17 protein-coding genes are annotated in these 19444 nt (G+C 39.6%); 15 read left to right on the plus strand and 2 right to left on the minus strand.

The window, feature by feature from the left end; all coding sequences use genetic code 11:
- Positions 1-2 precede the first annotated feature (2 nt).
- The 7 genes from pheT to PQG54_RS03055 all read left to right on the plus strand — a co-directional run bounded on the left by pheT (position 3) and on the right by PQG54_RS03055 (position 8505).
- On the plus strand, positions 3-2462 hold the full coding sequence (pheT, locus tag PQG54_RS03025; RefSeq protein WP_271788945.1) for a phenylalanine--tRNA ligase subunit beta: 2460 nt from the start codon (positions 3-5) through the stop codon (positions 2460-2462).
- Positions 2463-2545: 83 nt separating this feature from the next.
- Positions 2546-3442 (plus strand): DMT family transporter, encoded by an 897-nt coding sequence (locus PQG54_RS03030; RefSeq protein WP_271788944.1) that lies wholly within the window; start codon positions 2546-2548, stop codon positions 3440-3442.
- Between the two features lie 118 nt (positions 3443-3560).
- A complete protein-coding gene (locus tag PQG54_RS03035; RefSeq protein WP_271788943.1) occupies positions 3561-4466 on the plus strand; it encodes a DMT family transporter in 906 nt (301 codons plus the stop codon).
- An 83-nt stretch (positions 4467-4549) separates the two neighbouring features.
- Positions 4550-6355, plus strand: coding sequence for a translation elongation factor 4 (gene lepA, locus PQG54_RS03040; RefSeq protein ID WP_271788942.1), 1806 nt, complete (start codon positions 4550-4552; stop codon positions 6353-6355).
- Positions 6356-6429: 74 nt separating this feature from the next.
- On the plus strand, positions 6430-6774 hold the full coding sequence (locus tag PQG54_RS03045) for a hypothetical protein (RefSeq protein WP_271788941.1): 345 nt from the start codon (positions 6430-6432) through the stop codon (positions 6772-6774).
- Between the two features lie 51 nt (positions 6775-6825).
- Positions 6826-7473, plus strand: a complete 648-nt coding sequence (locus tag PQG54_RS03050; protein WP_271788940.1) for a DUF2726 domain-containing protein — start codon at positions 6826-6828, stop codon at positions 7471-7473.
- A gap of 66 nt (positions 7474-7539) precedes the next feature.
- On the plus strand, positions 7540-8505 hold the full coding sequence (locus PQG54_RS03055) for a hypothetical protein (protein WP_271788939.1): 966 nt from the start codon (positions 7540-7542) through the stop codon (positions 8503-8505).
- Positions 8506-8585: 80 nt separating this feature from the next.
- Here the strand turns inward: PQG54_RS03055 and lpxB are convergent, their stop codons facing one another.
- Together lpxB and hisI are read right to left on the minus strand one after the other, a co-directional pair.
- Positions 8586-9743, minus strand: coding sequence for a lipid-A-disaccharide synthase (gene lpxB, locus PQG54_RS03060; protein WP_370866895.1), 1158 nt, complete (start codon positions 9741-9743; stop codon positions 8586-8588).
- 20 nt (positions 9744-9763) lie between these two features.
- Entirely contained in the window at positions 9764-10162 is a 399-nt protein-coding gene (hisI, locus tag PQG54_RS03065; protein WP_271788937.1) for a phosphoribosyl-AMP cyclohydrolase, read from the minus strand.
- A 73-nt stretch (positions 10163-10235) separates the two neighbouring features.
- Between hisI and PQG54_RS03070 the strand changes: the two genes are divergently transcribed.
- From PQG54_RS03070 to der, 8 genes are all read left to right on the plus strand, one after another.
- Positions 10236-11150, plus strand: coding sequence for a glycosyltransferase family 9 protein (locus PQG54_RS03070; RefSeq protein WP_271788936.1), 915 nt, complete (start codon positions 10236-10238; stop codon positions 11148-11150).
- Between the two features lie 41 nt (positions 11151-11191).
- A complete protein-coding gene (locus tag PQG54_RS03075) occupies positions 11192-12223 on the plus strand; it encodes a glycosyltransferase (RefSeq protein WP_271788935.1) in 1032 nt (343 codons plus the stop codon).
- Positions 12223-13998 carry an asparagine synthase (glutamine-hydrolyzing) gene (gene asnB / locus PQG54_RS03080; protein ID WP_271788934.1) on the plus strand — a complete coding sequence of 592 codons (1776 nt, stop codon included), beginning with the start codon at positions 12223-12225 and terminating at the stop codon, positions 13996-13998. Before PQG54_RS03075 ends, asnB begins: the two co-directional genes overlap by 1 nt.
- 18 nt (positions 13999-14016) lie before the next feature.
- Complete coding sequence (locus PQG54_RS03085) at positions 14017-15336, plus strand: dihydroorotase (RefSeq protein ID WP_271788933.1); 1320 nt, start codon at positions 14017-14019, stop codon at positions 15334-15336.
- A gap of 58 nt (positions 15337-15394) precedes the next feature.
- Entirely contained in the window at positions 15395-15769 is a 375-nt protein-coding gene (locus PQG54_RS03090) for a hypothetical protein (protein WP_271788932.1), read from the plus strand.
- Positions 15770-15846: 77 nt separating this feature from the next.
- A complete protein-coding gene (locus tag PQG54_RS03095) occupies positions 15847-16551 on the plus strand; it encodes a hypothetical protein (protein ID WP_271788931.1) in 705 nt (234 codons plus the stop codon).
- A complete protein-coding gene (locus PQG54_RS03100; protein WP_271788930.1) occupies positions 16548-17927 on the plus strand; it encodes an outer membrane protein assembly factor BamB family protein in 1380 nt (459 codons plus the stop codon). The genes PQG54_RS03095 and PQG54_RS03100 overlap by 4 nt, the downstream gene beginning before the upstream one ends.
- An 11-nt stretch (positions 17928-17938) precedes the next feature.
- Positions 17939-19321: a ribosome biogenesis GTPase Der gene (gene der, locus PQG54_RS03105; RefSeq protein WP_271788929.1), complete on the plus strand. Its 1383-nt coding sequence runs from the start codon at positions 17939-17941 to the stop codon at positions 19319-19321.
- Positions 19322-19444 lie beyond the last annotated feature (123 nt).

The raw sequence follows: 19444 nt of genomic DNA on the forward strand, positions 1-19444 counted from the left end.
CGATGAAATTTACTTTATCCTGGTTACGCGATCATTTAGAAACCACAAAATCTGTTGATGAGATTTGCGTGGCTTTGAACTCAATTGGCTTGGAGGTAGAGTCTGTTGAAGATCCAGCAAAAACATTAGGTGCTTTCAGAATTGCTCGTATTTTGACGGCATCTCAACATCCGAATGCAGACCGTTTGCAAGTGTGTCAGGTCAATGCAGGAGAAGGATTTGAAAATGTTCAAGTTGTTTGTGGCGCCCCTAATGCTAGAGCAGGACTGGTAACTATTTTTGCTCCTGTTGGGACGTATGTTCCTGGTAGTGATATTACTTTAAAAGCTGGGAAAATCCGTGGTGAACAAAGTAATGGCATGATGTGTTCCACCGAGGAGCTTGGTCTTGGAGAGAAACAAGACGGCATTATGGAATTACCCGAAGAAGCCCCCGTAGGGACTGCTTATGTGGATTTCGCAAAATTGAATGATCCCGTGATTGAAATTGCCATTACGCCTAATCGTGGGGATGCGTTATCAATTCGCAATATTGCCAGGGATTTAGCTGCAGCAGGGATGGGAACGCTTAAGCCCTGGAATCCTGAAGTGATAGAAGGAACATTTCCACCTGAAATTACGTGGGATAATCAATTTACAGAAGCATGTCCATGGGTGCTGGGACGTACGATTACCAATGTGAAGAATGGTTCAAGTCCAGAATGGTTGCAAGCTCGTCTGAGAGCAGTTGGCGTTCGTCCGATTTCATTATTAGTCGATATTACCAATTTCTTTACCTTCGATCTGGGGCGTCCTTTACATGTATTTGATGTTGATAAAATCACAGGCAAAACGCTGACGATTTGTCCAGGTCAAGGCGAAAAATTGATTGCATTAGACGGCAAAGAATATCAAGTAACCGATAAAGATTGTGTCATTGCTGATCAATCAGGCGTTCAATCTTTGGCTGGCCTAATAGGTGGCGAGCATACAGGAGTTACAGAAGAAACAACCACAGTTTTTATCGAATGTGCTTTGTTTAATCCTGCTACGATTGCATTAAGCGGTCGTCGTCATTTTATCACAACGGATGCACGCCAACGGTTTGAACGGGGTGTGGATCAAGCGTTATTACCTGATGCGATGGAAGCTGCAACACAAATGATCCTTGATCTTTGTGGTGGAAAACCCAGCGAAGTTGTTGTTGCTGGAGAAGAGCCAAAATGGAAACGTGATGCAACTTTAAGATATAATAGTCTGGAGAATTTTGGTGGGCTGGTTGTAGCTCCTGAGCGCGTTACCGAAATTTTAACATCACTTGGGTTTGAGGTTAAAGACCTAGATAGCCAAGCAGTTACCGTATCAGTACCATCATGGCGTAATGATATTGTAATGCCGATGAATATGGCGCAACATTCCAGTATTGATGCAGGCAAGGCAGATCAATTAACAATAATTGCTCAGGCTATGGAAGGTGAGATCGATCTGATTGAAGAAGTGTTGCGTATTGAAGGGCTAGATTGTGTACCAGCGGTATCTTTACCTGTTACCAAAGCCGTGCCAGAGGCGGCATTAACCAGTAGTCAAGAGAATTCCATTCTCTGTGCACGTTTGTTGGCAGCACGAGGATTGGTTGAAACGGTTGGTTTTTCTTTTGTCGATCACGAAATTGCTGCAAGGTTAGGGGATGCGCCTGAGAATTTGCGTCTATTAAATCCTATTTCGAGTGATATGGATCAATTGCGTCCAACACCCTTGGCTTCTTTACTACCGACTTTACAACGAAATATTGTTCGAGGTTGGGGAAATATCGCCTTTTTTGAAGTCGGACCAGCTTTTACTCAAGATGCCGAAAAGACAGTCGCTGCTGGTGTGCGTTATGGCTACATGCCACGTAATATTCAGGGTAAAGCACAAGAAGTCACGTTATGGGATGTAAAAGCAGATGTATATTTTGCGTTGGACGGTCTTGGCGTTGCGGTTGATTCATTGCAAATAACCAAAGAAATCCCTATTTATTATCATCCTGGCCGTTCAGGGCGTTTAAGCTTGGGGCCTAAAAATACTTTAGCTTATTTTGGTGAATTACATCCATCACTTGTTAAAGAGTTTGGGTTTGATCAAGCGCCAATGATTTTTGAAATTATGGTTGATAATTTGATTGCAAAAAAAGCGCAAAAGAAAAAAATACCATACTTATCATCGTTTCAACCGCTGAAACGTGATTTTGCTTTTGTGGTGAAATCAGATGTTGAAGTAGGTAAAATTTTGAATGCAGCAAAACAATCCGATCGTCAATTATTGACAAATGTTGAATTATTTGATGTTTACGTTGGTGAAAAAATTGCTGAAGGTCACAAATCTGTTGCGATACAGGTAACGTTGCAACCTCAAGATCGGAGTCTTAAAGATGAGGAAATTGAGGTAATTTCACAGAAAATTATCAAAGAGGTTGGTCGATTAACAGGCGGCACTTTGCGGTAAAAAGATAAACCAAAAAAGCCCATGTTGTTTTGCATGGGTTTTTTTATTTTAATGATTTTATATATAAACGAGCCTTACAAACTATGTCTATTGCTCAGCAAGTTTCCAACGGAAAATCGAAAGTTCTCATCGCGACAGCTTCGGGTTTACTAACCATCTTATTGTGGTCAAGTTTGGCTGTGATGACGACGTCTTTACCTAACATACCTCGTTTTCAGCTTTTATGGTTTGGCTTTGGTGAAGCCTTTATTATTGGCAGCATTATTTTGGCAATAACTGGGCGGTTGCGTGAAATGGCACAACCATTTGCGCCTTGGTTTACTGCATTTTGTGGGATTTTCTTTTTTCATTTATTTTATTTTGTTGGATTGAATTTTGCCCCACCAGCCAAAGTGACTTTATTATCTTATTTATGGCCTACGATGCTGGTTGTGTGTATTGCATTTTTAAGTACGAAGCAATTTCATATTGCTTATATACTTGGTGCAATCATGGGATTAATCGGAACAATCTTTTTAATGCCTGCAGACCATGGGGCGGCGCTGACTTCTGGGAATTTAATAGGATATTTACTGGGCATTTTATGTGCCATTGTTTGGACGATATACTCTCTTGTTAATCGTCGGTATGCATCGGTTCCTACGGGGATGATGATTGGGGTTTGTGGTGGGATATCATTGGTTGCTATGGGTATTCATTTTGCTTTTGAACCGACCATTCTACCTCAAAATTTCAAAGAAATACTAACAATTCTTTATTTAGGGTGTGGCCCGATGGGAATAGCTTTTTTAGCATGGGATTATGCTACTAAAAATGCTAATCTTTCGTTGATGGGGTCATTATCTTATCTTGCACCTTTACTCTCGACGTTATGGTTGGTATTGGCAGGAAAAGCACCAGCCACGATGGGCTTATTAATTGCTGTTTTATTGATAGTTGGTGGTGCTGTCGTTGCAACATATCCATTACAAAAAAAATGAAATAGTTGATTTTTCTATATAATTAAAAAGATTTGCAACATAATAGGTTAAAGGAAAGTCTATGTAATTGCTGCATAGGCTTTTGTTATATTTTGTTATTGAAACTGGATGAATTGTAATGCCTATTAAGCAAAAAGAAACTGAAAGAAACTCTAAGATCTTATTTGCAACAGCATCTGGCTTTTTGACGATTTTGTTATGGTCCAGCTCTTCTGTAACGATTACCTCTTTGCGATACATTCCACAGTTTGAGTTATTATGGTTGGGATTTGGCGCATCTTTTATCGTTGGTATTGCCATTTTGGCGTTAACAGGGCGTTTGAGAGAGATGTCTCAACCTTTTGCTCCTTGGATTACGGCATTTTGTGGATTATTTTTCTTTTATATATTTGATTATATAGGTCTCAGCTTGGCACCACCAGCCAAAGTAACTTTGCTTTCTTATTTATGGCCTATCATGCTGGTTATTTGTATTGCATTGATGAATAATAGGAAATTTCATATTGCGTATTTAATTGGCGCAGTTATGGGGTTAATTGGAATGATTTGCTTAATGCCATCGGATAGTAGTTCATCGTTAAGTCTTAAAGTAATCTTAGGCTATTGTTTCGGTTTTATGAGTGGTGTTGTTTGGACGATTTATTCCGTGATTAATCGTCGTTATGCGACGGTTCCTACGGGAATGATGATCGGGGTTTGTGGTGGAATATCATTAGTTTCGATGGGGCTTCATTTCATTTTTGAGAAAACAGTAATGCCAGTCAATTTCACTGATATGTTGATTATTTTATATTTAGGGTGTGGGCCGATTGGAATTGCATTTTTGGCATGGGATTTTGCAACGAAAAATGCAAATTTGTCATTGATCGCTTCATTTTCTTATCTTGCACCATTACTCTCAACGTTATGGTTGATTTTGGCTGGACGAGCAACAGCGAGTACTATGTTGTTTGTGGCGGTTGTTTTGATTGTTGGTGGGGCAATGGTTGCATCTTATCCATCAAAAAAAATAAAAGGGTCATAGTATTTTTTTAAAAAAGCGTATAGAACTATGTTCTAATACACTCTCTTTATTTCTTGTAATTATTTTGCCTTGTTGGTGCCTATATGACAGATACGCCTTTGGAATTAATTCGTAATTTTTCGATTATTGCTCATATTGATCATGGAAAATCTACGCTTGCTGATCGTTTAATTCAGGCCTGTGGCGGATTGACGCAACGGGAAATGCAAGCTCAAGTTTTGGACAATATGGATATTGAACGTGAGCGTGGAATTACGATTAAAGCGCAGACAGTCCGCTTAAATTATAAGGCAGAAGATGGTCGAACTTATGTCTTAAATTTGATGGATACCCCAGGTCACGTTGACTTTGCTTATGAAGTCAGTCGTTCTTTGGCTGCGTGCGAGGGGTCATTATTAGTTGTGGATGCTTCTCAAGGTGTAGAGGCACAAACATTAGCAAACGTATATCAGGCGATTGATGCGCGTCATGAAATTGTGCCTGTCTTGAATAAGGTTGATTTGCCTGCGGCAGACGTAGAAGATACTAAAAATCAAATTGAAGAAATTGTTGGTATTCCGGCTGATGATGCGATTGGGGTTTCAGCGAAAACAGGTTTGAATATTGAAGCAGTTTTGGATGCCTTGGTAAAACGTTTACCTCCACCAAAAGGGGATGTGAATGCACCATTACAAGCTTTGTTGGTTGATAGTTGGTATGATACCTATCTTGGCGTGATTATCTTGGTGCGTGTCAAAGAAGGGCGTATCAAAAAAGGCATGCGTATTCGTATGATGTTTAATGGCAGCACCTATAATGTCGAACAGGTCGGTGTTTTTACCCCGCATATGCGTGAGGTTGAAAGCCTTGGTGCTGGAGAAATGGGCTTTATTAATGCAGCTATTAAAACCGTTGCTGATTGTCATGTCGGGGACACGATTACCGATGATAAAAAGCCTGCTGCCAAGGCTTTAGACGGCTTTAAACCCTCTGTGCCTGTGGTATGGTGTGGTTTATATCCGATGGATGCAGATGACTTTGAGAAGTTACGTGAAAGTCTGGGCAAGTTACAACTTAATGATGCTTCCTTCCATTATGAAGCTGAAACATCAGCTGCATTAGGGTTTGGGTTTCGATGTGGTTTCCTTGGGTTATTGCATTTAGAAATTATTCAAGAACGATTAAGCCGTGAATTTGATTTGAACTTGATTGCTACGGCTCCGTCTGTTGTGTATCATTTATTTAAAAATGATGGCTCTGCTGAAGATTTACATAATCCTGCTGATATGCCAGATCCATCTTATATCGATCGTATTGAAGAGCCTTGGATCAAAGCTTCGATTATGGTGCCTGACGAATATTTGGGTGCTGTGTTGGGATTATGTACGGAACGTCGTGGACAGCAAATTGATCTTACTTATGTCGGAACGCGGGCAATGGCGATTTATCGTTTGCCCTTAAACGAAGTGGTCTTTGATTTTTATGATCGTTTGAAATCTGCAACCCGTGGATATGCCAGTTTCGAATATCAAATGGATGGGTATGAAGAAAGCGATTTGGTGCGGATCAGTATTCTTGTTAACCAAGAACCTGTCGATGCCTTGGCCTTTGTGGCTCATCGTTCTGTTGCTGAGAGCAGGGGGCGTGCAATTTGTGCGAAATTAAAAGACCTTATTCCTCGTCAACTCTTTAAAATTGCTATTCAAGCAGCGATTGGTAGTCGTGTAATTGCTCGTGAAACGATTGGGGCATTGTCTAAAGATGTGACGGCAAAATGTTACGGTGGAGATATTTCTCGTAAACGTAAACTACTGGATAAACAAAAAGAAGGTAAAAAACGGATGCGTCAATTTGGGAAAGTAGAAATCCCACAATCTGCATTCTTGGCCGCATTGAAAATTGATCGTTAGGCTTTAATGAATTATCCATAAGGTGGTTTTGTGCCTTATGGATATATACTATATGATCGTCATAAGGAAATGCGATGAAGCGTTTATATGACTTTTTTATCAGAGTATTTACTACTCAGTCCTCGTCTCAAACTCATTCCTATACATATAAAAAGACCAAGGGAAATCCTTTTACGAACCACGATGAAGAAGGGAACTCTTTACCTCCTTGGGTAAATTTTCCGAAGATTAGTCCTTTTGATTTTTTCTATAGAGAGGCTGGTGAATTTTGGATGTATTCTGTTTGGAATCCTTTTTGGGAAAAGATGGGTAAAGAAGAGCAAATAGCCTATTTAGATAAACGGGATGCTCCAGAAATTTGGCGTGACTGGTATTCAGAAGAGTGGCAGTCTTTTTTACATAATGACGCGTATAATTGATTGATTTAAAATAAATAGTAAATATATCAATATGATAAAGTCATAAAATTAATGGAATCTATTTTTTTCAGTTTAATTATAGGAATTGTCATCGGTTCTTGTTTTACATTTTTAAAGTTAAAACAAAAATATCATCAAAAAATACAGCAGCTTTTGCAAAAAATACTATATTTAGAAAATAAAGAAAAAAAGCGATTAAAAAACGCCGAGATTTATAAAAATAAACTTAAATCTCAAGGGGTGCCTGTTACAGAACCAGAGCTCACCAATTATCAACAGCAAGTTCAGTATATTAAACAATGTGCTTTGTCATACATAAAGCCAATAAATTGGGAAGCGGTGAAATATTTTTACTATCTGAATGAATGGATACAGAAAAATCAATTAAACTGGTATGTGTCTTTTGAAGTTTCTATGGGCGCGTTTATTCGCACCTCTGGTAAAGAAGATGCAGAGTTACAAAAATTGGCGTTCCGTTCTTATAATAGCAAAAGAGTAGATTTTTTACTGATCGACCATCAAGGAAATCCTAGGGGCGTGATTGAATATCATGGCTCTGGGCATTATTTATCCGATGATGCGAATGAACGAATGCAGGTTAAAAGGCTGGCCTTGCAAAAGGTTGGTATTCCCTTGATTGAAATCCCAGAGCAGTTGGATAAACATGGGTTATTTAAAAAGTTGCATGTGTTGTTATAGTAAATGAATACCTGTATATAGAATTATTTTCATAATAAAATAAATTATAAATATTTTAGGTTCATTATGATGGGTAAAAGCACTTTAGATATTAATAGATTAAAAGAAAATGCGATTTTATCAATACAATTGGGCATTGAGGATTTTGAAATTTCTCAGAAAGAAGAAAGAGAAGGTGGACAGCCTGCACGAGCATTGTCTGCTGTTAGAAATTTATTTTCTGGGGTTTTGTTATTATTTAAATATCGAATTGCTCTATCTGTGCCAAAGGATAAGCAAGAACAAAGAGAACAGTTAATTTATGATCCCCCTCGTGAAATTTTACCCTATTTAGGCGATGATGGTAATGTTGAGTGGAGACCTACGGGAAAATTTAAAACAACAACAATTGATGTATCTCACATAAAAAGTAGGTTTGAAACGCTTAACATACATACGGATTGGAAAGTAATTGAAAAATTACAGCAATGTAGAAACCATTTGGAACATCTACATCCGAGCAATACTTTAGGGGAGATGGCTGATTTTGTTGCTGAACTTTTTCCTATATTGCATGATTTTATTCAGGATGAACTTGAGGAAGATCCAAGAGAGTTATTACAAAATTCTTGGGAAATATTGCTGGAACAGCATGATTTTTTTGAAGATACTCGTCGCAAATGTATGAAAAGATGGAAAGACTTACACGTTCCTGAAAGAATGTGGGTGTTTTTAAAGCAATCAGGGTGTGCACGATGTGGTTCTGTTTTATTAACTCCTTTACAAGAGTTTATTGATCGGGGTTACGATATTCAAGGTTCTCTTGATACACTTCAATATAAATGTCATGCATGTGGAGAAGAAGGATTTATTACGGCATTATTATATGAACAATTATTATATGAACAACTAGAAATATTAGATTCTCAAAGGGCTAAGGATCAAGCTATCCCTATTGAACTTAAAAGGTGTCTAGAAAGTAATCGTTTAACTTTTACAAATGAAAAAGGAGACTGTATCTGGTGTGATTATGTAAACAAAATGTGGTGGTGATTTATACCCTTTAGAATTAGAAGAATTATGTAGTTGATGTTTTTTAGAAAATTAATAAAGGCAGGATTATATAGAAATATTTATTCTTTAATCATCTCTAAAATCTCTTTCGCAGCGACGTGGGAAGGTAGCTCATCATTCGGCCCAGAAAGTTGGTGCATAATTTCGGTAAATGCATCTTGTTGAGCTTTGGCTTTTTCTGGGTCGGTTAATAATCCCATCAACATGGCAGAGAGCTTTTCAGGATGGCAATCTTCTTGCAATAACTCTGGCACAATTTCCTTATTGGCTAATAAATTCAACATACAAACATATGGCACTTTAATCATGCGCCGTGCAATTATTGCCGTAACAGGATTAACACGATAGGTCACCGCCATTGGCACTTTTGCCAAAGCGAGCTCTAAGGTTGTGGTGCCTGATTTGGTGAGGGCAGCACTGGCGGCAGCATAGGCATTATATTTGTCATGAGGGTCATGGATAATAATTGGTTTGACTGGCCAATCATTTACCATTTGCAATACACGTTCTTTTGCCAAAGGCGAAGTCGGGATCACGGCAGTGACTTCGGGGAGCTGTCGTTTTAATAGGCTCAATGTTTGTTTAAACACAGGCATTAATTTTGGTAATTCAGAGCGACGACTGCCTGGCATAAATAAAACAATAGGGGCTTCATCGCTGATTTCATGGTCTTTTCGAAATTGTTCTGCATTTCCATGATGGACTTCAGTTTCTAAAATAGGATGTCCAACAAAGGTGCTTTGCAATCCATGCTTCGAAAAGAACTCTTTTTCAAATGGCAGCAAACATAAAAGCTTTTCCCATAATCCAGGAAATTTCTTAACACGACTTTCATGCCAAGCCCAGACTTGGGGGGCAACATAATGAATCCGAGGAATGGATAAATCCGCAATGCGTTTTAATAATCGCAAGGAAAAACCTGGACTATCAATCGTGACAACGACATCAGGACGAATAGTTTGAATATGCTCCACTGCTTGAGTTAAACGATTGGATAGCATACGGATTTTAGGGAGAACTTCAACCAATCCCATCACAGCCAGATCTTGCATTGGAAATAAGAGTTCTAATCCTTGCTCTTGCATCTTTGGGCCACCAACACCGCAAAATTTAAGGTTTGGATTGAAATGACGAAGGGCTTTAATCAGCTTTGCACCCAATTCATCACCACTGGTTTCACCAGCTAATAACCAAATTGTATATGTGGATGTGCTCATCATATTGCTCTTATGTAAGATTATTGGTGATAAAGTTTGTTTGGATCCATCAAAGGTCTACTGACCTCGACGATTTCTCCATCACGATAGGCATGAAAGAAGCAATTACGACGTCCCGTATGACAAGCAACGCCTTTTTGATCGACTAACAATAAAAGCGTGTCACCATCACAATCAAGGCGCATTTCCACCAAAGTTTGCACTTGTCCTGAAGTTTCCCCTTTACGCCATAATTTCTGACGGCTACGAGAATAATAACAAACTTGGTTTGTTATTAGGGTCTCACGGATAGAGTCTTTATTCATCCACGCCATCATCAGGACTTCGCCTGTATCATGTTGTTGGGCGATGGCGGCGATCAATCCATCCGCGTTAAATTTCATCATGGATAAAAAAGAATTAATGGATGAATCTGTCATTCTGTTATAGACCTTTAAAGCAAGATAAAATAATATTCTTTATGGATACTCTTTTGCCTAGTATAAGTATGATATGCAATCATCTACAATAAAAAATATTTTGTTTATTACTTCAACCCGATTAGGCGATGCGGTCATCTCTACGGGAATATTGAATAATTTACTACAAAGCTGTCCTGATGCAGAGTTTACCATTGCTTGCGGTTCAGTCGCAGCAGGGATATTTGATCGAATGCCACGGCGTAAAGCAACCTTGATTATGGAAAAACAACGCTATGATTTGCATTGGTTTAAATTGTGGCAGCAATGTATTTTACATCCTTGGGATATGATTGTAGATTTAAGAGGGTCTGCGATCAGCTACACGCTGCGGGCAAAAAAACGTATTGTTATTCGCGGTGGCAGAATTAAACAAAGGCGTATTGAACATTTGGCAAGCGCTTTAAAGTTGCAGCCCGCACCGTTACCTGTGGCGTGGGTAGGAGAAGAAGATAAAGAAAAAGCCAAACAATATTTGCCTGATGATTTTTATATTGCTTTGGCACCTACGGCAAATTGGTCAGGCAAAGTATGGGATATTAATCGTTTCATTGCTTTAGCTCAAAAAATACAAATATTGTTTCCGAAAAGTAAATTTGCGGTTTTTTACGGAGCAGGTCAGCAAGAATATGCGATGGCAAAACCTTTATTAGATGCCGAACTACCGATTATTAATGTTGGTGGAGGTTTTAACTTACCCGAGGTTGCAGCCATGTTTCAGCGATGCAAAGGGTTTGTCGGGAACGATTCTGGATTGATGCATTTGGCTGCTGCTTGTCAAATTCCTGTGTTGGGTTTGTTTGGTCCTAGTCAAGTTACAGAATATGCACCCGCAGGACTATATGCACGGGCTGTTGTTGCAAAGGGAGAAGAGGGAAAGGCATCAATGGATAATTTATCTGTTGATAAAGTTTTTGACGCTTTCAAAGCATTATATCAAAAATATTAAAATTGGTTAAAAATACGATTGATGCGGGTAGGAAAAACTGAATGAGTGATTTGCGTATAGCCCATGTGATGGCGGGGGCAGCCAATGGTGGGGCTGAGTTATTTTATGAACGTCTTTGTGTGGCACAACATGAACAAGGATTAAATATCTTACCCATTATTCGTAAAAACCCAGAACGATTACGATTATTACAACAAGTAGGATTACGACCCCGTGAATTATCCTTTGGTGGAAAAATTGATTTTCTAACAGGGCGTAAATTAAAACAGTTATTAACCGATTTTTCCCCTCGAGTATCGGTGGCATGGATGAATAGAGCTGCTGCTTTCATGCCGGTTGGAGATTGGGTGTCCGTTGGACGCTTAGGTGGGTTTTACGATTTAAAATATTATAAAAATTGCGATCATTTGGTTGGTAATACCAAAGGGATTGTGAAATGGCTGATTGAACAAGGATGGCCAAAAGAACGTGCGCATTATGTCCCTAATTTCGCCAGAGACTTTCCAAATGTTATTCCCAAACGCTCTGAATATATTCCTTCACAAGCGCCATTTTTATTGGCTTTGGGGCGATTACATACGAATAAAGGATTTGATATCTTAATCAAAGCGATGCCTTATCTTAAAGATGCACATCTCTTAATCGCTGGCGAAGGTGAAGAGCGGGCAAAGTTACAAGATTTAGCGGATTCTTTAAATGTCTCTGATCGTGTGCATATGCCAGGATGGGTGACGGATATTTCCCAGCTGTTGGGGGCATGTGATGTATTTGTTTGCTCATCTCGTCATGAGCCTTTGGGCAATATCGTGCTGGAAGCATTTGCAGCGACTAAACCTGTTGCATCATTAGCCTCTCAAGGACCAGTAGAACTGATTACAGATGGTGAGAATGGGTTATTATCGCCTTTAGAAGATGAAAGATTATTGGCACGATCAATTCAAAAATTGCTAGATTCTCCAGAATTTTCCAATAAAATTGCAATGGCTGGTCGACAAAAATTTGAACAAGAATTTAGTAAAGAAACCGTATTAAACCAATGGTTTGATTTTTTAAGTAAAGTTGAAAAAGTTTAATGTGTGGCTTGGCAGGGATTGCTCTCAAATCAGGATATTCCATAACGAATGAACAAAAAGAGCTACTGAAAAACGCTCTTGCGCATCGTGGGCCAGATGGTTCAGGAGAATATGTTGGACAACATGCCGTTTTAATTCATACGCGTCTTTCTATTATTGATCTTGACGGCGGGAAACAGCCGTTGAGTTCCCCAAATAAACAGTTTCTTGTTGCAAATGGAGAAATTTATAACGATTTAGAATTGCGCGACGCTTTACTTGATTATCCTTTTCAAACAGGTAGTGATTGTGAATGTATTATTCCTTTGTGGCAACAATTTAAAGAGAAATTCCCAGAAAAATTACGAGGTATGTATGGAGTTGCGTTGGTTGATGTGGACGAGCATACTCTTATCCTAAGTCGTGATCCTTTTGGAATTAAACCTTTATATTACGCTTGTGTAGAGCAAGGTGTTGTTTTTGCTTCAGAGGCACAAGCTTTGATCAAAGCAGGTTTCGTTCAACCAACACTTCGTCAAGAAGGAATAGAGTCTTTATTACAGCTTCAGTTTATTCCTGGAAAAGAGACAATATTTCAGAATATTCACCGTCTGCTGCCTGGGGAAACATTGATAATCCAAGATGGGGTTATCGTGCTAAAGAAACGGATTGAAGTTTTTAAAGAACAAAATCGAATAATTTCAAATCCAGATTTTGCTTTATCAGAACTAGATCATATTTTGGAAGAAACGGTGTGCGTTCATGAACGTTCTGATGTTCCTTTTGGATTGTTTTTATCTAGTGGTATTGATAGTTCAATCGTCCTGAAAATGATGCAGCGCTTAGGACAAGAAAAACGAGTAAGAGCGTGGACGGCACGGTTTGAAACGGATGACCGCCAAGGCTATGTTGCCGATGAAACGGATCAAGCGTCCTTGTTAGCCAAACAAGTGGGGGCTGAACATCATATTTTCTCTATCACTCAAGAACAAGTTTGGCAATATCTTCCTCAGATTGTGGCGTGTATGGATGATCCCGTGGCTGATTATGCGATTATCCCGACTTGGTTTTTGGCAAAAGAAGCTAGCCAATCGGTAAAAGTAATCTTGTCTGGCGAGGGTGGTGATGAGCTGTTTGCAGGATATGGTCGTTACCGCAAAGCCAGTCAGCCTTGGTGGCGTGGTGGAAAGAAAATGTATCGCAAAGGTGTATTTGATCAAACCGATTACCTGCGATCTTCGTTATCTTCTTGGCGAGACGAAATAACAGCTTATGAAAATGCATGTGATTTCTCGTCAATGACATGCTTAACCAAAGCACAAAAAATTGATATCGAGACTTGGTTACCCAATGATTTGTTGATTAAATTAGATCGGTGTTTAATGGCGCATGGTATCGAAGGACGTGTGCCATTTTTAGATAAAAAAGTAGCTGAATTCGCCTTCAGCCTTTCAGATTCATTAAAAGTGCAAAACAGGCAAGGAAAATGGATTTTAAGAAAATGGCTAGAAAAATATTTTCCAGAATCTAAGCCTTTTGCTCCTAAATTAGGGTTCAGTGTGCCCATTGGATTATGGATTGAGCAACAAGCAAAAATATTAGCACCAATAGTTTCTCAACAAGCAGGAATAAAAGAAATTGCTTTTTCTGATAAAATATTACCATTATTTGAAAAAGCCTCTGGTCGAAAAGAGCGCTATATGGCATGGAATTTATTATTTTATGCTTTATGGCATCAAATACATATAGTGGGTCAATCTCCAAACGGTTCGGTAACCGATATTTTGGCAGTTTAGTAAAGTAGAAACGAGAAGATGCATTACGATTTAATATTAAAAAACGGAATTTGTATTTTTCCTTGGGGTGAGGAAAAAGCGAGCATTGGTATTAAAAATGGACGTATTCTTTCTTTGACTGTTGGCACGCATGACGAAGCAGACCAAGTGATTGATGCTCAGGGTCTGCATGTACTACCAGGGTTGATGGATTGCCATGTGCATTTTCGTGAGCCAGGAAATGCGTTGGTTGAAACGATTGAAACTGGAACCAAAGCAGCGGCTTTGGGTGGGTTAACGACTGTTTTTGATATGCCCAATACCAATCCTGCAACCGCAGATTTGGAAACGGTGCAATGGAAGCAAAAACGTGCTAGTGAAACCAGTTGGATCAATTTTGGATTTTATATCGGCGCTACCCGAGAAAATACCAAAGATCTTGCCAGTTTAGAATCTCAACAAGGTGTATGTGGGATCAAAGTTTATGCGGGTTCTTCAACGGGATCGTTGATGGTCGAAGATGATGCCAGCCTTGAACAAGTGATGTTGCGTGGGCATCGTCGTGTTTGTTACCACGCCGAAGATGAATATCGTCTGCAAGAACGTAAAAAGTTGTTTTGTGAGGGAATGCCTTATGAAAACCATAGCAAATGGCGTGATGAAGAATGTGCATTTTTAGGCACCCGTCGAATTATTGCTTTGGCACGTAAAACAGGTCGTCCAGCCCATATTCTGCATACAACTACGCAAGAAGAATTAGAATGGTTGGTGGATCACAAAGATATTGCCACCGTTGAAGTGTTAGCTAATCATCTTACTCAGATCGGTCCAGAATGTTATGAACGCTTAGGGGGATTTGCAGTGATGAATCCTCCTATTCGCGATCAACGTCACTATGATGCGTGTTGGGAAGCGATCAGAAACGGTGTTGTTGATGTGGTTTCATCCGATCATGCGCCACATGATCCAACGTTAAAAGCGAAACCTTGGTTATGTTGTCCTTCTGGAATGCTGGGAGTACAAACGATTGTACCATTAATGCTTAATCACGTGAATGAGGGGCGTTTATCCCTCAGCCGTCTGGCAGATGTGATGGCTGCTAATCCCGCACGGATTTATGGAATGCCAACCAAAGGACGTATTCAAGTGGGATATGATGCAGATTTTACTTTGGTTGATATGGGTAAACAGCGTCGTATTACCAATGACTGGATTGCATCTCCAGCAGGGTGGACACCTTACGATCAGGTTAAGGTAAAGGGTTGGCCGATGGTAACGATTGTCAAAGGGTGTGTCGTCATGCAAAATGATGAAATGCTAGGAACGCCGAAAGGACAGTTAGTTAATTTTTTACCATAGAAAAATTGTTTGATTTAAGTTATTTATAAACGCAATAAATTGATTTGGGATAATAAAGATGAAAATTTTACTACAAGCAGGGATCGTTGGCTTAGGAATGATTGTTGGCAGTGCTGCGTTTGCACAAGATTGGGCTGCCAACTGTGGTCACGAACCCAAAGCACCTGCTCTTAATGTATCGAACGTATCCAATTATAATAGCAGCGTAGAGCACTATACTGCGTATGACAAAGCAGCGCGTGCATATTATGGATGTGTTGCCAAAGCTGCGCATGCAAAACAAGCTGCTATTAGTCAGAAAGCTGCTGCAGATATGGAACCTTATAAAAAGGTTACGACAGACGTGCGCACCCGTATCACAGCTAATTTGACCAAGATGCAAACAGAATTAAAAGCAGGCGGAAAAAAATTAGGGGCAAAAGCTAAAAAATAGGCTATGTAGAGGATAATGTTGTTTGCTTATTATGATATAATAGCATGCATTATTGATCAGAAAAGGAGAATACATAGGTGTCTGAAGACCTATTAAAAGAAATTGATGCAGACTTACGCGCAGAAAGAATCAAAAATACCGCGCGTCGTTATGTTGCTTTTGTTGTCGTATTGATTATTGTTGCTGTTGCTGCATTAGGGATATGGCAATATAAAAGCTGGCAATATCGTAAAGCTGTTGAACAAGCCTCCTTTTCTTACTTCAATATTACACAGCCTATTATTGCGGCGATTCCTGGACAGTCTATTTCAGATGCAACAAAGATTACTGCAATATCACAATTAAAAACATTATCTGCAAAGTCTCCACAGGCAGTGCGTGCTTTGGCTCAACTAGAACAAGCTGGTTTATTGGCTGATCAAAGCAAAGTTAAAGAAGCTTCTATTGTATGGGAAAATTTACGGGGAGATAAAACTGCGCCATCTGATTTGCGATCTCTAGCAGGATTATTGTGGATACAACATCATTTGGACACTGCCCCTCCATCTGATTTGCGCAACCGAATCAATGAATTATTGGGACAGCAAACCCCTTGGTATGGATTACTGAAAGAATCAGAAGCATTATTAAATTTACGTACAGGTAAGTTAATTGAAGCACGTCAGATTTTTGGACAATTATCAATTGATATGAATGCATCACCATCTTTACGTGAACGTGCAAGTATGATGTTGCAAATTATTGCTCACAATAAAACTGTAAATAAAAAGGTATCTCCATGATAAAATCTTTTTCTATGGTCAATAAAGGTTTGTCTCGACGTTCTGTGTTATTAGCCACTGGGGGCAGTATTGCATTGGCTGCTTGTGGGCATAAAAGTGAAAAGAAAGTATTGGTTGGTCAACGGATTGACGTATTCAGCTCTGGTGCAGGGTTAATGGTCGATCGAGACGATCAAACGCCGATTATTATTCCAGCCCCAATTATCGATCCCAAGTGGATGCAAGAGGGGCGTGTGCCTAGCCATACTTCAATTCATAGTGCTATCGGTGGTGTCCGTAAATTATGGGATTGCAGTATCGGAGCAGGTAATTCAGAACCAAGTCCTTTGGCGTTCATTGCGCTGGGGTCCAAGGGAAGAGGGATTGTTAATACCACTCCCGTTGTTGATGGCGATCGTTTTTATACTGTGGACGCAGTTGGAAAAGTAACTGCATTCGATTGGAAATCAAGAAAAGTATTATGGAAGTTAAATCCAAATAAAAAAGGGTCTAAATCGAGTAATCTAGGCGGCGGTATTGGATTAACGGATGATGCTCTATATATTGTTGATGGTGTTGCAGAAACATTAAGGGTTGATCGAAATAATGGCAATGTTATTTGGCGCGTTGATGTAGGAACCCCTGGACGTTCAGCACCAACTATTGTAGATGACCGTTTGTTTTTCGGCACAATTGATGGCAGTTTATTTTGTTTAGATACAAAGACTGGCAATCAATTATGGTCATATCAAACAGGCAGTGTGCAAACAAAATTATTTGGACAACCTGCACCTGCTTATTTTGATGGAATTATTGTCGCAGGTTTTGGTACGGGTGATTTGGTTGCTCTGCGTGCTGAAACGGGTGAACAAATTTGGACAGAGACGTTGGGACGCGGTGGTCGAGATTCTGATACAGATTTTTCTGCCATTAGTGCGTTGCCAGTTATTGTTGATGGCACAGTCTATGCAATTAGTGTGGGGGCTGTGTTGGTTGCTATTGACGTGCGTTCAGGGCGCAGGTTATGGGAACGTGAAGTTTCCGGTCAAAATGCGATGGTTGTGATTAGTGATTGGCTGTTTGCCTTATCCCTAGATCAACAATTAGCATGTTTAGATCGTATTACGGGGCGTGTACGTTGGGTTACTCAATTACGTCGTTTTAAAAACGTGGAAAAATCTAAAGATCCGATTGCTTGGTATGGTCCTGTGCTGGGTGGTGGTCAATTGATTTGTATCAGTGATTTTGGTGATAATGGTTTGGTTACGGTTGATCCTGCGACAGGGAAAGTAACCAAGGTTGTTAAAACAGATATTACCCCAGCGTTAGCCCCAGTTATTGTTAATGAGAATTTGCTGGTCGTTGGACAAAATGGCAAATTGACTGCTTTTGGATAGGAATAAAATACGTGGCATTATCCACTAAATCTTTGCCTGTTGTTGTGATTGCTGGGCGCCCAAATGTTGGGAAGTCAACCTTATTTAATCGTTTGGCAGGCAGACGATATGCAATTGTCAATGATCAACCAGGCGTTACGCGTGATCGTAAATCTGTTGATATTATGCTAAGAGGCAGAAATGTTTCTTTGGTGGATACTGCTGGCTGGGAAGAAGATGATCCTCAAACCGTTTTTGGACGGATGCGTCAATCCTCTGAAAGTGCCGTTGCTTCTGCTGATGTTGTGATTTTTTGTGTCGATGCACGTTCAGGTATTCATCCTGTCGATCAACATCTTGCTCAGTGGCTTAGAAAACAGGGTAAGGTTATAATTTTAACCGTGAATAAAGCAGAGGGACATGCTGGGAATGTTGCTGCAATGGAAATGTATAGTCTTGGTCTAGGAGAGCCATACCCAGTTTCCGCAGAGCATGGTGATGGTGTAGGGGATCTTATCGAAGCCGTTCTTGATGCTTTGCCTAATGAAGAAGATGAAGATTTTGATGCTTTCGAAGATGATGAGAATGATAATATTGATCGTCCATTAAAGTTGGCTATCATTGGTCGACCCAATGCTGGAAAATCAACATTGGTCAATCAGTTGCTGGGCGAACAGCGTGTCATTACTGGACCTGAAGCAGGATTAACCCGAGATTCGATTACAGTCAGATTAAGAGATGAAGAGGGTGAAATTGAGTTGGTTGATACAGCTGGATTACGCCGAAAAGCTAGAATTGACGAAACATTAGAAAAAATGTCTGTATCCGCTTCGTTGGTCGCTTTGAAAATGGCTGAAGTCGTTGTTTTGGTTATCGATGCTGAATTAGGTGTGCATGAGCAAGACTTGCAAATTGCACGTTTGGTTGAGAGAGAAGGGCGTTGCTGTATTCTAGCCTTAAATAAGTGGGATATCTTAGAGAATAGAGATGAAGTACGTCAACAAATCAAAGATCGTATCGAAATCTCTTTAACTCAAATGAGTGGTATTTTTACCGTTTCTTTCTCTGCATTAACGGGACGAGGCGTGCATAAATTACTGCCTACAGTACGCAGAGCTTATGCAGTATGGAACAAACGTGTTCCGACGGGCGCTTTGAATCGTTGGTTTGAAGAAGCAATCACACGTCATAATCCGCCAATGGTTGAGGGACGACGTTTAAAAATACGTTATATTACTCAAATTAAGGCTCGTCCTCCGACTTTTGTTTTATTTGGAACACGGACTTCAAAAATCCCGATGGATTATCAACGGTATTTAGTGAATGGATTACGAGCTACATTCGATATGCCTGGTACACCGATACGATTACAATTTAGGGACAGTAAAAATCCTTATGCGAACGCTAAGGATTAATATTTAGATTTAAAAGCTGAGCATATCAAAATGTTTGGCTTTTTTTATAAAAAACATACGAATAGTGAAACATATTATGATTTATATGAATTAACAGGGAGCGATATTGAGGTCGCTAGACAA

Origin of the sequence: Commensalibacter communis (assembly GCF_947179015.1) — a bacterium.
GTDB lineage: Bacteria > Pseudomonadota > Alphaproteobacteria > Acetobacterales > Acetobacteraceae > Commensalibacter > Commensalibacter communis.